Origin of the sequence: Stenotrophomonas sp. BIO128-Bstrain (assembly GCF_030128875.1) — a bacterium.
Classification (GTDB): Bacteria; Pseudomonadota; Gammaproteobacteria; order Xanthomonadales; family Xanthomonadaceae; genus Stenotrophomonas; species Stenotrophomonas bentonitica_A.
Genome location: NZ_CP124620.1, coordinates 1804329 through 1818002, shown reverse-complemented (window position 1 = coordinate 1818002; position 13674 = coordinate 1804329). Strand labels below are relative to the sequence as shown.

The window sequence follows — 13674 nt, the reverse complement described above, 5'->3', positions numbered from 1 at the left end:
TTAGCCGGCCCCTGGCGATCCCGCCGCTGCGCCACCGGCGGCGGGACGCATCGGCGAGAGCCGCTCCCGGCGCAGTCCGAACAGTGGGCGCAGCCAGCCAACGCGCCGGATCAGCCCTTCGTACAGCACCAGGCAGCCGGCCACCGTCCCGGCCAGCACCAGCAGCGGCTCCCACCACGGCCCCAGGTGCAGCGGTTTGAGCCAGAACAGCAGCGCGATGATCAGGCTCTGGTGCAGGATGTACCAGGGATACACCGCCTCGGTGCAGTACGGCAGCCAGCGGAACGGGCGATCCAGATACACCTTGGCCCAGCCGAGCAGGGCCAGCAGCACGGCCCACAGGTACAGCGACTGGCTGGCCATCACCTGCAGCGTCCAGACACTGTCCGGCCACTGCCGCAGCACCGAATCGTCAGGCAACACCCGCCCCAGGAGGCGGATGCCGAAGTACCAGCTCGCCGCAACGGCTGCCACCCACAGGGTGGTCTGGCGCAGCTCGACCACGCGCGCCCAGAACGGGGTGGCGCGGGCAAGCAGGTAGCCGGCCAGGAACACCGTTCCGTACTTGGCGTGCTGGTACCAATCGCCAAACAGCAGGTTGGTGGACGGGAAGCGGGGATCGAGCCAGGCCACCCAGCCGAAGGAGAGCAGGCTGGGCAGCCCGATCAGCAGCGGCGCCGGCGCACGGGCGAAGCGCTCCACGGCGCGATGCACGGCAGCGGTATCCAGGACGGGCATCAGCAAGGCCAGTACCAGCGTGTAGACCCACAGGTAGGCCAGGTACCACAGGTGGTTCCAGGTGATGCGCAGCTGCCAGCCGGCAAAGCTGTCCTGCGGCCAGGCCGGCATCTGCCAGTAGCGCAGCAGGAACGCGCCGAAGCCGGGCTCGATGCGGCCGTTGGTCACTGCCTCGCAGTACGGCTGGATCGGCACCACCACGGCCATGCCGAATAGCAGCGGCAGCAGCAGCCGCCACGTGCGCAGCAAGGCGAAGCGCGCGATGCGCGTTTCGGGCCGCATCAGGGCGATGGCGATGCCCGAGAGCAGAAACAACAGCTGCATCCGCCAGCGGTTGACCAGCAGCATCGGCCATTGCAGCCACTCGGCGGTGTGGTCGCTCTTGAGATGGAACCCCCAGCCGTCCACGTAGGCCATGGCGGTGTGATACAGGATGAGCAGGGCGAAGGCGAGTACGCGCAGGGCGTCGATGTCGTGGCGGCGTGGCATGGATGGGGCAGGGAGGGCAGGAGCCTCCACGGTGCGCACTGTGAGGGGGTTCGGCCATGGCAAAGGGCTCTGCCGTGGGTGCCAAGTGACCAATGGCGGTCGCCAAGGGACGGGCGGGGCGCACTACCATGGCGTGATGAGTCAGGCTGACGACCCTTTGCGAATGGACGATTCAATGGCGAACGGACGTGCCGCGCGGTGGCGGCCGGGTGCGCGGATGCTGGTGTGGTCGGTGATCCTGCTGACCACCGCGGTGGCCAATGCGCTGGTGGAAGTGATGGATGCGGGGCGCCGTGGCGAAGAGCTGGGCCTGTGGCAGCCGATGATCTGGGAGTTGAGCAGCGTCACGATGATCCTGCTGACCCTGCCGGTCCTGTGGTGGGGCTGCCAGCGTTGGCCGCTGCATGCCGATACCTGGAAGCGCCGCCTGCCGCTGTACCTGCTGGCCAGCGTGGCGTGGTCGCTGGTGCATGTCACCGGGATGATGGGGCTGCGCCATCTCGCCTATGCCGCGCTCGGCTACCACTACCAGGACGATGCCAGCTGGCCGGTACGCCTGGTGTACGAGTACCTCAAGGATGTGCGTGCGTTCTTCACCTTCGTGGCGATCGAGCACTTCTTCAGCTGGTTCGGACGGCGCCGGCAAGGCGAGGCGCATCTGCTGGCCGCGCCGGACGATGCTCCGCCGGTGGACGCCGTGGAACGTCCGGAGCGGTTCCTGGTGCGCAAGCTGGGCCGCGACTTCCTGGTCGCCACCGGTGATATCGAGTACGCCCAGGCGGCCGGGAACTACGTCAATCTGCGGGTGCGCGGGCACGACTACCCGCTGCGCAGCACCATGGCGGCACTGGAAGAACGGTTGGATCCGGCCGTGTTCGTGCGGGCCCACCGCAGCTGGCTGGTGAACGTGCGGCACCTGGTCTCGATCGAGCCGCTGGACGGGGGCGAGGCCTTGCTGCACATGGACGATGGTGGGCGCGTACCGTGCAGTCGCCGGCAGCTGCCCTCGTTCCGGCAGGCGCTGGCGGTGCAGGCCACCGGCTGACGGCAGAGCGCCGCCAGCCGGCGTGGCATCCCGGCAGGCCGGGATGCCGTCAGGCAGCTCAGCGCTTGCTGTCTTTCTTGATCATCGCGTCGATGCGCCCGGCGCGGGCTTCCGAGCCCGGGTGGGAGGACATCAGGCCGCCCTTGCTGGACAGCTTGCGGAACATGCTGGCCAGGGCGGCCGGGTCGTACTGGTGGCGCTTCATGAAGCGGTAGCCGTATTCGTCGGCAGCGCTTTCTTCCTTCTGCGAGAACTGCGCGTTGACGAAGCCCTCGGCCAGTTCGCCGAGCTGGCCCTGGGTCAGGGTGGCGATGTTGGCATTGCCCGAGGCGGCCAGCGTGTCGCGACCGGCCGAGGCCAGCAGTGCGGTACGCATCTTGGTCTTGGAGTGGCCCAGTTTGACGTGGCCGATCTCGTGGCCGATCACGCCGCGCACTTCGTCGTCCGAGGCCATGTCCATCAGGCCCGAGTACACGCGCACGCAGCCGTTGGCCATGGCCCAGGCATTGACGTCGTCGGTCAGGTAGACCTTGAAGTTGAGGTTCATGCCGTCTTCGTTGGCCAGGCCCTGGGTGATCCTGGCCAGGCGCTGGGCGTAGGGCGAGTTGGCGGGGGCGACCTTGTTCTGCTGGTCCATGTAGACGCAGGCTTCGTCGGCGGCCTTGGCCACGTCCTGGTCGGACAGGGTGAGCGCCTGGCCGGCCTTCAGGCCGGTGCTGGTCAGCTGCTTGAGGTCCAGGGCCGAAGCGGCGGTGGAGGCGGTCAGGCAGGCGAAGGCCAGCAGCAGGGCGGAGGATGACGTCCTCATCGGGGTGGTGCTCCATGTAGTGCGTTGGGGGACGCCGCGGGCAGGGGGCCGCGCGGCGGGGCCGAAGTCTACCGTCTGGCCGGGCGGCCGTGTTCAGCGATCTCGCTTTCCTGCCCGCCGGCGGGTACCTGCCGCCCCGGCCACCGCCGAAAAGGCCCGGATAGGCTATGATGGACAGTCTTTTCGCACGCATTAATCGCCGACATGATCGAGCTCAATCCTGTCCGCCAGCGCATCACCGATCTCACCGATCGCGTGCTCTCGCTCAGGGGGTATCTTTGACTACGACGCCAAGAAAGAGCGTCTGGAAGAAGTAACCCGGGAACTGGAAAATCCTGATATCTGGAACAACGCCGAGTACGCCCAGAACCTTGGCCGCGAACGCGCCAACCTGGACAAGACCGTGGGCGGCATCGCCACGATCCTCGACGGCCTGACCGAGTCGGGCGAACTGCTGGAACTGGCCGAAAGCGAACAGGACGAAGAAACCGCCCTGGCCGTGGTCAGTGACCTGGACAAGTACCAGAAGCACGTGGAGCAGCTGGAGTTCCAGCGCATGTTCTCCGGCCAGATGGACAACGCTGCGGCGTTCGTCGATATCCAGGCCGGCGCCGGTGGTACCGAAGCCCAGGACTGGGCCGAGATCCTGCTGCGCATGTACCTGCGCTGGTGCGAATCGCGCGGCTGGAAGACCGAGCTGATGGAAGTCTCCGGCGGCGACGTCGCGGGCATCAAGTCGGCCACGCTGCGCGTGGAAGGCGATTACGCCTACGGCTGGCTGAAGACCGAGACCGGCGTGCACCGCCTGGTGCGCAAGTCGCCGTTCGATTCGGACAACCGCCGCCACACCAGCTTCACCTCGGTGTTCGTGTCGCCGGAAGTCGATGACAACATCGAGATCGACATCAACCCCGCCGACCTGCGCACCGATGTGTACCGCTCCTCCGGCGCCGGTGGCCAGCACGTCAACAAGACCGAGTCGGCGGTGCGTATCACGCACATCCCGACCAATACGGTCGTGGCCTGCCAGACCGGCCGCAGCCAGCACCAGAACCGCGACAACGCGATGAAGATGCTGGCCGCCAAGCTGTATGAGCTGGAGATCCAGAAGCGCAATGCCGAGCGTGACGCGGTGGAAGCCACCAAGTCCGACATCGGCTGGGGCAGCCAGATCCGCAACTACGTGCTCGACCAGAGCCGCATCAAGGACCTGCGCACCGGCATCGAGCGCTCCGATACGCAGAAGGTGCTGGACGGCGACCTCGACGAATTCGTCGAAGCCAGCCTGAAGTCCGGCCTGGCCGTGGGTGCCAAACGCACCGACGCCTGACCGTCGGGGCCGCCACGCGCGGCCCCGATCCGTTGTGCCCGGGCCGCGCCCGGTTTCGCAATCCGCCCCGACCATCGGCATGATGGCGGGGACCGTACCTCCCCCCCGACATACATAGACCCACGCCATGAACGATCAGACCGCCGCGCCGCAGCCCCCCGTCGACGAGAACAGCCTCATCGCCGAGCGCCGCGCGAAACTGACCGCCCTGCGCGGGCAGGGCATTGCCTACCCGAACGATTTCCGCCGCGAGCACTTCGCCGGCACCCTGCAGGCCGAGTTCGCCGATGCAGAGCACTGGACCGCCGAAGCGCTGGAGGCCAGCGACCGCCAGGTCAAGATGGCCGGCCGCCTGATGGCCAAGCGCGTGATGGGCAAGGCCAGCTTCGCCCAGATCCAGGACGAGTCCGGCCGCATCCAGCTGTTCCTGCAGGGCAGCACGCTGGGCGATGCCTACACCGCCTTCAAGGGCTGGGACGTGGGCGACATCATCGCCGTGGAGGGCGGGCTGACCCGGACCAAGACCGGTGAGCTGTCGGTCAAGGCCACCAGCATCCGCCTGCTGACCAAGTCGCTGCGCCCGCTGCCGGACAAGTGGCACGGCCTGGCCGACGTGGAGCAGCGCTACCGCCAGCGTTATGTCGACCTGATCGTGACCCCGGAGTCGCGCGAGGTGTTCATCAAGCGCTCGCGGATCATCCGCGCCATGCGCGCGTGGCTGGACAACCGCGACTTCCTGGAAGTCGAAACGCCGATGATGCATTACATCCCCGGCGGCGCCACGGCCAAGCCGTTCACCACCCACCACAACGCGCTGGACCTGGACCTGTACCTGCGCGTGGCCCCGGAGCTGTACCTCAAGCGCCTGGTCGTGGGTGGGCTGGAGCGCGTGTACGAGATCAACCGCAACTTCCGCAATGAGGGCGTGAGCACCCGCCACAACCCGGAATTCACCATGATGGAGCTGTACGAGGCCTACGCCACGTACACCGAAGTGATGGACCTGACCGAAGGCGTGATCCGTGACGTGGCCAGCAAGGTGCTGGGCACCACCACGGTGGAGTGGGACGGTGCCACGATCGACCTGGCCCCGGCGTTCCGCCGCTGGCGCATGGACGAGGCGGTGCGCCACCACAACCCGGAGATCAGCGCCGCCGACTGCACCGACCGCGATGCGCTGGCCGCCCACTGCGAGCGCCTGAAGATCCGCATCAAGCCGTCCTTCGGCTGGGGCAAGCTGCTGCTGGAGATCTTCGAGGCCACCGTCGAGCACACCCTGATCCAGCCGACCTTCATCACCGACCACCCGGTCGAGGTCTCGCCGCTGGCCCGCGCCAACGATGACCAGCCCGGCTACACCGACCGCTTCGAGCTGTTCATCAACGGCAAGGAGCTGGCCAACGGCTTCTCCGAGCTGAACGACCCGGAAGACCAGGCGGCCCGGTTCCAGGCCCAGGTCACGGCCAAGGAAGGCGGCGATGACGAGGCCATGCACTATGACGCCGATTACATCCGCGCGCTGGAGTACGGCATGGCCCCGACCGGCGGCCTGGGCATCGGCATCGACCGTCTGGTGATGCTGCTGACCGGCAGCAGTTCGATCCGTGACGTGCTGCTGTTCCCGTACATGCGTCCGGAAAACTGAGACCTGGGTCCGGGCGTGCTTGGGGCACGTCCGGCGCGGGGGTTCCGCTGCCGTGGCCGCGCGGGTATGGTTTCTGCGTGGCCTTAACAGGCGCTATGGCGTGATGGCCACAGACCATGACGGGTTGCAGGGAGACGCCGACACCGGCGTCACACTGTGACGACGATCATGAACTGGGGTGTTCATGACGGGAGGCGGACCGATGCAAGGTGCCAGCGTGCAGAGCGGCGGAGTATCCTCTTCGCAGCATGTTCCAGTGTGGTCAAGGAAGAAGGCAGAAGCAGCCTTGAATATTGTCATCGTTGACGATCAGACGTCCGCGCGTACCATGCTGCGCCATGTCATCGAGGACATCGCGCCGGAACTGTCCGTGCACGACTTCGGCGATCCGCTGACGGCGCTTGCCTGGTGCGAGTCGCACGCCGTGGATCTGCTGTTGCTCGATTACCGCATGCCGGAGATGGACGGGCTGGAGTTCGCCCGCCGCTTCCGCCGCCTGCCCAAGCACCGCGACATCCCCGTGATCCTGATCACCGTGGTCGGCGACGAGCCGATCCGCCAGGCCGCGCTGGAGGCCGGGGTGATCGATTTCCTGGTCAAGCCCATCCGCCCGCGCGAACTGCGCGCGCGCTGCTACAACCTGTTGCAGCTGCGCCAGCAGTCGGAGAACGTCAAGCAGCGCGCGCTGTCGCTGGAGCAGCGCCTGCTGGCCAGCATGCACGAGGTGGAGGAGCGCGAGCGCGAGACGCTGTCGCGGCTGGCGCGGGCGATCGAATTCCGTGATGCCGGCACCAGTGCCTACCTGGAGCGCATGGCCCATGTCGCCGGGCTGATCGCCGAGCAGCTCGGGCTGCCGGAAGAAGAGGTCAAGCTGATCGAGATGGCCGCGCCCCTGCACGACATGGGCAAGATCGCCATTCCCGATGCGGTCCTGCTCAAACAGGGCAAGCTGAGCGATGAGGAGCAGGCGATCATGCGTCGGCACCCGCGGATCGGCTACGAGCTGCTGAGTGGCAGCCAGAACCGTTTCATCCAGGTCGGGGCCCTGATCGCGCTGCGCCACCATGAGCGCTACGACGGCAGCGGCTACCCGGATGGGCTGGTCGGCGATGCGATTCCGCTGGAAGCGCGGATCGTGGCGGTGGCCGATGTGTTCGACGCGCTGATCTCACCGCGTCCGTACAAGGAAGCATGGACCATGGAAGCCACGCTGGCGTATCTGTATGCCCAGCGGGGCCGGTTGTTCGATCCGCGCTGCGTCGATGCCCTGCTGCGCGGCCGCCTCCAGCTTGATGAGATCTGCGCACAGCACTCCACCGCGTCATCCCGCCCGGGGATGTGATATGCGTCGTCTGTACCCGCGCCTGAAGCACCGCCTGGCGCAGCGCCCGGATACCGAACACGGCCAGGCGATCGTGCGCATCGTGCTGATCACCCTGATCCTGCTGTATGTGCTCATGCCGGGGCCGCGCCACGACCTGCCCCCGGCGCAGTACCACGGGGTGCTGGCGATCGTGCTGACCGGCCTGACCCTCTCGCTGGGGCTGTTCGGCTGGCTGCTGTGGCGGCCGGGACGCTCGGACCCGCGCCGGGTGGCCGGCATGCTCGCCGATTACGGGCTGATCGCCGCCGGCATGGTGCAGATGGGCGAGCCACTGGCCTGGGTCTACATCGTGGTGATGTGGGTGACGGTCGGCAACGGCATGCGCTACGGCAACAACTATCTGTACGTCGCGGTGGCGATGGCGATGGTCAGCTTCGGCAGCACCGCACTGCTGACCCCGTACTGGCATCAGAACGCGCGGCTGGCATTCGGCCTGTGGCTGGGCCTGGCGGCAGTGCCGCTGTATTTCTCCACGCTGCTGCGCCAGCTCACCCGTGCGATGGCCGAGGCGCGCCGCGCGAGCGAGGCCAAGAGCCGTTTCCTGGCCAACATGAGCCACGAGTTCCGCACGCCGCTCAACGGCCTGTCGGGCATGACCGAGCTGTTGGCCACCACCAAGCTCGATGACGAGCAGCGCGAGTGTGTGAACACCATCCAGGCGTCCTCGCGCAGCCTGCTGGCGCTGGTGGAGGAAGTGCTCGATATCTCTGCGATCGAAGCGGGCAAGCTGCGCGTGACCGCCGAGGACTTCGCGCTGGCCGATGTGATCCAGGCCATCGGGTTGATCCTGCTGCCGCAGGCCAAGGCCAAGCGGCTGGATTACCGGGTCAAGGTGGCCGATACCGTGCCGCCGCTGCTGCGCGGTGACCTGGGTCACCTGCGGCAGATCCTGCTCAACATCGCCGGCAACGCGGTCAAGTTCACCGACCACGGCCGGGTCGAAATCCGCGTGGCCGTGCTCGATGCCGAATCCAACGGCGGGGTGCGCCTGCGGTTCGACATCCTCGATACCGGCATCGGTGTCGCCCCGGAGATGCGCCCGCGCCTGTTCGAAGCGTTCGAGCAGGCTGACGTCAGCATGGCGCGCCGCCACGAAGGCACCGGCCTGGGCACGACCATCGCCAAGGGCCTGGTCGAGGCGATGGGCGGGGACATCGGCTACGAAGAGAACCCGCCGCAGGGCAGCCATTTCTGGTTCGAGCTGCCGTTCGCGCCGCCGCGCGTGCCGCTGGGCACGGTCACCCCGGCGCTGGTCGGCGACGGGCTGCCGGACCGCAACGGCAATGTCATTGCGTTCGCCGACCCGTTCCTGCGCCACCGCGCGCGCGTGCGCAGCATGCACATCCTGGTCGCCGACGATCACGAGGCCAACCGGATGGTGCTGCAGCGCCTGCTGCAGAAAGCCGGCCACAAGGTGCTGTGCGTCAACGGCGGTGAAGCGGTGCTCGATGCGATGGCCGAGAGTGATTTCGATGCGGCCATCGTGGATCTGCACATGCCCGGCATGAGCGGCCTGGACATGCTCAAGGAACTGCGCGTGATGCAGGCCGGTGGCGGTCCGCGCACGCCGGTGCTGGTGCTCAGTGCCGACGTCACGCCCGAGGCCATCCAACGCTGCACCCAGGCCGGCGCGCATACGTTCCTGGCCAAGCCCGTGGTCGCGGTGCGGCTGCTGGATGTGCTTGCCGATATCGCCTCCAACGGCCAGCTCAAGGCCAGCGCACCGATCGTGCGTACCGCTACCGTGCTGGATGGTGTACTGGACCCGGGCGTGCTCGACGAGCTGGCCTCGCTCGGCATGGGTGACGGTTTCGAACGCGAGTTCATCCGCCAATGCCTGGCCGATGCCGACCAGTGCATCGGCGTGGCACTGGCCGACGGCGAGCGCAGCGACTGGGTCCATTTCCGCGAGCAGGCGCACGCGATCAAGGGCGTGGCCAGCAATCTGGGCCTGGTCCGCGTTGCCAACCGTGCCGGAGATCTGATGCGCATGGCCGACTGGCAGCTCAAGAGCGAATGGCGGCAGCGCGTGACCCTGCTGCAGGCGGGCATCAAGGAAGGCCGGCAGGCGCTGGATGCACGTGCGCAGCGCAAGGCGCAGGGGCAGGCCGACGACGGCGGCGACATGCGCTGAGTGGGGCTGCAATAAAAAAAGCCCGGCGGCAGCCGGGCTTGAACAACACAGGGGAGGGGATGGCTCAGGCGACGTCGAGGGTGGCGCGGCGGGTCTGGGCCTTGATCAGGCGGTCCATGGTGCGCAGCGACTTGTCGCCCAGCGCAAGGGCGGAGTCCACCCAGACCTTGGTGATTTCCAGCAGTTCGTCATAGCGCACGGCCTGGGCCAGGTTGCGCGCGGCGTTCATCGCCAGATACGAATGCGGAATGCGCTGGTGCTGGCGGATCAGATCTTCCACGGCCTTGACGCCCTGGCCCTTGGGCACCAGCACATCGACCACGCCCATGGCATGCATCTCTTCGGAGGAATACACGCGGCCGTCGAGGATGATCTTCTCGGCCAACTGCGGGGCTACGCGTTTGCACAGGAAGGAATAGGCGCCCATGCCCGGGAACAGCCCGAACAGCACTTCCGGCAGGCCCATGCCGCAGCCTTCCTCGGCCACGATGGTGTGGCAGGCCAGCGCCATCTCCAGGCCGCCGCCGAGGGCATCGCCCTGGATCAGCGCGATCGAGCGCACGTCGCCACCGAAGCCGGTGTGCAGGTGGTGCACGCCTTCCACGCAACGCTGCGCATAGGTCAGCAGGCGGTCGCGGTTGCCCTCGCGGATCAGGCGGGTGAACAGGTCCAGATCGCCGCCCAGGTTGTAGGCATTGGCATCGGACGCGAGCACGAAATGGCGCAGCTTGCCGCTGTTGCGCTCGGCCGGGCTGCGGGTGATCGCGCTCATGAAGTTCCACATTTCATCGAGCATGTCCTTGCGGCAGCACGGGCGGATGCCGCTGGCGGCATCGGCATGCATGAACAGCCAATGGGCATCGTCGTTGCCGGTGGTTTCAGTGCGGATGGTGGCGTAGCGGTGGTTGACGGGCAGCTTTTCAATGGTGCTCATGGCGATTTCCTCGGAGGCTGGCCCGCTGGGAGGACGGTGGGCGGCGGGCCTGACGGGTCCACACGCCGCGATCCTACACCCCCGGCATCTCACGCAATGCAAAAGGCCCCCGCCGTTGCCGGCAGGGGCCCTGTGAAGATGCAGCCGTTGGGGAACCGTTACGGCGCAGGGGTATCGCGCAGTTCGCGGCGCAGGATCTTGCCGACGTTGGTCTTGGGCAGTTCCTTGCGGAACTCCACGATCCGCGGGTGCTTGTAGCCGGTCAGGTTCGCGCGTGCATGTTCCTTGACCATCTCGGCGGTGAGGTTGGGGTCCTTCTTGACGATGACCACCTTGACCACTTCACCGGACTTCTCATCGGGCACGCCGACCGCCGCGACTTCGAGCACGCCGGGCATCATCGCGATGACGTCTTCGACCTCATTGGGGTACACGTTGAAGCCGGACACCAGGATCATGTCCTTCTTGCGGTCCACGATGTAGAAGAAGCCCTGCTCATCCATCCGTGCCATGTCGCCGGTGTGCAGCCAGCCCTCGGCGTCCACCGCCTGCGCGGTATCTTCCGGACGCTGCCAGTAGCCCTTCATGACCTGCGGACCCTTGATGCACAGCTCGCCGACTTCGCCGACGGCCAGCGTCTTGCCGGCGTCATCCTTGACGCAGGCATCGGTGGACGGGATCGGCAGGCCGATCGCACCGTTGTACTCGGCCAGGTCGAGCGGGTTGATGCAGGCGGCCGGCGAGGTCTCGGTCAGGCCATAGGCCTCGACCAGGGTGACGCCGGTGACCTTCTTCCAACGCTCGGCGACGGCGCGCTGCACCGCCATGCCGCCGCCCAGGGTGACCTTCAGCGAGGAGAAATCGACCTCGTCGAAGCCCGGGGTGTTGAGCAGGCCGTTGAACAGCGTGTTGACGCCGGTGATCGCGGTGAAGCGGGTCGCCTTGAGCTCCTTGACGAAGCCCTTCATGTCGCGCGGGTTGGTGATCAGGTAGTTGCAGCCACCGAACTTCATGAAGACCAGCCCGTTCGCCGTCAACGCGAAGATGTGGTACAGCGGCAGGGCGGTGATGATCACCTCCTTGCCCATCTCGATCCCCGAGGCGGAGATCCAGGCCGAGGCCTGCTGCATGTTGGCGACCAGGTTGCGGTTGGTCAGCATCGCGCCCTTGGCCACGCCGGTGGTGCCGCCGGTGTACTGCAGGAAGGCGACATCGTCGTGGTCGATCTCGACCTTGGGCAGGGTGTGGCGGCTGCCCAGCTTGAGCGCCTGGTTGAAGCGGATCGCGCCGCGCAGGCTGTAGTTGGGCACCATCTTCTTGATGTACTTCAGGACGAAGTTCACCACGATGCCCTTGGCGCCGAGCATGTCGCCCAGGCCGGTGGTCACCACCTGCTTGATCGGGGTGTCGGCAATGACCTGCTGCACGGTGTCGCAGAAGTTGTCCACGACCACCAGCACGGCCGCGCCGGAATCCACCAGCTGGTGCTTGAGCTCGCGGGCGGTGTACAGCGGATTGACGTTGACCACGGTCAGGCCGGCACGCAGCACGCCGAACGTGGCGATCGGGTACTGCAGGCAGTTGGGCATCATCAGGGCAACGCGGTCGCCCTTCTTGAGCTGTAGCTCACCCAGCAGATAGGCGGCGAACTGTTCGACCAGTGCGTCCGTTTCCCCGTAGGTCAGGACCTTGCCGAAACTGGAGTAGGCGGGGCGGTCGCGGAACTTGGCCACCGAAGTGTCGAAGACGGCCGAGACCGAATGGAACTCGTTGACGTCGATCTCGGCGGGTACACCTTTGGGATAGCTCTGCAGCCAGGGTCGTTCCAGACTCATATTCCCCCTCCAGGAAACGTGGATGATGTAAAGCGATGACGGAGAGTATCCGTCGTTTCATGCCTCGGCAGCATACCGTCCCGAATGGAAAACGCGAAGGGCCGGTGAACAACGGCGGCAGCGGGGCCGCGGGGCAGGGTGGCGCCGGTGATAAATGACGTTTGCAGCCGCATGTGTTCGCTCATCCGTCCATCCCTGCTCATCGCGGCGGCTCGCCAGCGCAGCTGTCGTGGCACTGCAGTGCAGCTTCCAGCACCGGCACGGCCCAGTCGGGTGTCTGCCGCAGTTGGGCGGCGTCATCGGCCGCAGGCCAGGTCAAACGGCCACCGTCCATCTGCAGCACAAGCTGTGGATCGGCAACCGACTGGCCAGGACCGGCCTCTGCACTGTTGTCGTACACCTGCAGCTGTGCCAGCGCTGGCAGCAGGGCGATCAGGTTCTGCAGCGCCAACGGGTAGCGGCGGTGGATGTCCGCATCGCTGATCGGGTGGCCACCGGCCGCAACGCGTGCGCGCACCCGTGCGATGTGCTGCTGGGGAGAGGCCAGGCCGCAGTACCAGACCAGTACGTCATGCGTGGCGCAGGCCTCGGCCAGGGTCGCGGCGATCGACTGCCCGCCCAAGGTGGTTTCGAAGGCGTGGTTGCGGCGTTCGGCGATGGCAGAGCGCAGCCGGCTGAAGCCCTCCGTCCACGCCCGGCCATTGGCCTCGCGCTGATTCATGCCGAATTCGCGGCACAGCTGGCGGGCCCAGTCGTCGGGATTGAACCAGTCCAGACCCGCTTGGCGGAGCAGATGGCCACCAATGGAGCTCTTGCCTGCGCCGTTGACCCCTGCCAGCACGAACAGGAAGGGCCGTGCAGGCATCAGTAACCGCTGCCTGCGGTCACCTTGCCCTTGAGGCGTGCCGGCTTGCGCAGCAGCGCGCGCGCCTTGTTGGCGGCCGCGGCGCTGTCCAGCACGGCAAGGCGATCATCGAAGCGCTGACGGAGCTGCTGCAGGGCCGGTGCCTGTTCGCGCAGGGACGCGAGGTCCCGCTGCAACGACACGACCTCGGCTTGCATGGCCTGGTACTGCTGGGCGGACAGAATGACGGCCTGCGGCTCGTTGTGATTGGTGACCAGTACGGCCTGCTGTTCGCGGACGTCCTGCATCACCTTGCGCCAGTGCTCCTTCACCGTCGAGGCGGTGGTGCGGGTCAGCTCGGTGATCGGGTCGAACTTGAGCGCGTGCAGCATGGCGGCGGCTCCCTGGCGGATGGCGTCCAGTGTAGCCCGATCCGTACGAATTGGGAGAAATATGGGATTTATGAAATTTATGAAAATGAAGACTGG

General features: G+C 66.7%; 11 protein-coding genes. 5 read left to right on the top strand and 6 right to left on the bottom strand.

The genetic code is table 11. The annotated features are described in order from the left end of the window. Nucleotides 1-1227: an acyltransferase gene (locus tag POS15_RS08035; RefSeq protein WP_284129407.1), complete on the bottom strand. Its 1227-nt coding sequence runs from the start codon at nucleotides 1225-1227 to the stop codon at nucleotides 1-3. Between the two features lie 175 nt (nucleotides 1228-1402). Here POS15_RS08035 and POS15_RS08030 point away from each other — a divergent pair, with 175 nt between their 5' ends. After that, nucleotides 1403-2272, top strand: coding sequence for a LytTR family DNA-binding domain-containing protein (locus POS15_RS08030; RefSeq protein WP_284129406.1), 870 nt, complete (start codon nucleotides 1403-1405; stop codon nucleotides 2270-2272). A gap of 58 nt (nucleotides 2273-2330) precedes the next feature. On the opposite strand, the gene POS15_RS08025 is transcribed toward POS15_RS08030, so the two are convergent. Further along, nucleotides 2331-3080: a M48 family metallopeptidase gene (locus POS15_RS08025; protein ID WP_019182947.1), complete on the bottom strand. Its 750-nt coding sequence runs from the start codon at nucleotides 3078-3080 to the stop codon at nucleotides 2331-2333. A gap of 204 nt (nucleotides 3081-3284) precedes the next feature. Here POS15_RS08025 and prfB point away from each other — a divergent pair. The 4 genes from prfB to POS15_RS08005 all read left to right on the top strand — a co-directional run bounded on the left by prfB (nucleotide 3285) and on the right by POS15_RS08005 (nucleotide 9573). Then, a protein-coding gene (prfB, locus tag POS15_RS08020) for a peptide chain release factor 2 (RefSeq protein ID WP_102788438.1) occupies nucleotides 3285-4410 on the top strand; the annotation gives its coding sequence in 2 pieces (ribosomal slippage) (nucleotides 3285-3359 and nucleotides 3361-4410; 1125 coding nt in all). Nucleotides 4411-4537: 127 nt separating this feature from the next. Next, entirely contained in the window at nucleotides 4538-6055 is a 1518-nt protein-coding gene (lysS, locus tag POS15_RS08015) for a lysine--tRNA ligase (protein ID WP_284129405.1), read from the top strand. Between the two features lie 202 nt (nucleotides 6056-6257). Then, nucleotides 6258-7397, top strand: a complete 1140-nt coding sequence (locus tag POS15_RS08010) for a two-component system response regulator (protein ID WP_019182944.1) — start codon at nucleotides 6258-6260, stop codon at nucleotides 7395-7397. Between the two features lies 1 nt (nucleotide 7398). After that, nucleotides 7399-9573 (top strand): ATP-binding protein, encoded by a 2175-nt coding sequence (locus tag POS15_RS08005; RefSeq protein WP_046273437.1) that lies wholly within the window; start codon nucleotides 7399-7401, stop codon nucleotides 9571-9573. A gap of 64 nt (nucleotides 9574-9637) precedes the next feature. On the opposite strand, the gene POS15_RS08000 is transcribed toward POS15_RS08005, so the two are convergent. The 4 genes from POS15_RS08000 to POS15_RS07985 all read right to left on the bottom strand — a co-directional run bounded on the left by POS15_RS08000 (nucleotide 9638) and on the right by POS15_RS07985 (nucleotide 13578). After that, nucleotides 9638-10507: a crotonase/enoyl-CoA hydratase family protein gene (locus POS15_RS08000; protein ID WP_070427299.1), complete on the bottom strand. Its 870-nt coding sequence runs from the start codon at nucleotides 10505-10507 to the stop codon at nucleotides 9638-9640. 158 nt (nucleotides 10508-10665) lie between these two features. Next, nucleotides 10666-12342 carry a long-chain fatty acid--CoA ligase gene (locus POS15_RS07995; RefSeq protein WP_046273435.1) on the bottom strand — a complete coding sequence of 559 codons (1677 nt, stop codon included), beginning with the start codon at nucleotides 12340-12342 and terminating at the stop codon, nucleotides 10666-10668. A 199-nt stretch (nucleotides 12343-12541) separates the two neighbouring features. Further along, nucleotides 12542-13207 carry an AAA family ATPase gene (locus POS15_RS07990; RefSeq protein ID WP_284129403.1) on the bottom strand — a complete coding sequence of 222 codons (666 nt, stop codon included), beginning with the start codon at nucleotides 13205-13207 and terminating at the stop codon, nucleotides 12542-12544. Further along, the gene (locus POS15_RS07985) at nucleotides 13207-13578 is read right to left on the bottom strand and encodes a type II toxin-antitoxin system prevent-host-death family antitoxin (RefSeq protein WP_284129402.1); all 372 of its coding nucleotides are present in this window, start codon (nucleotides 13576-13578) and stop codon (nucleotides 13207-13209) included. Before POS15_RS07985 ends, POS15_RS07990 begins: the two co-directional genes overlap by 1 nt. Between the last annotated feature and the right edge of the window lie 96 nt (nucleotides 13579-13674).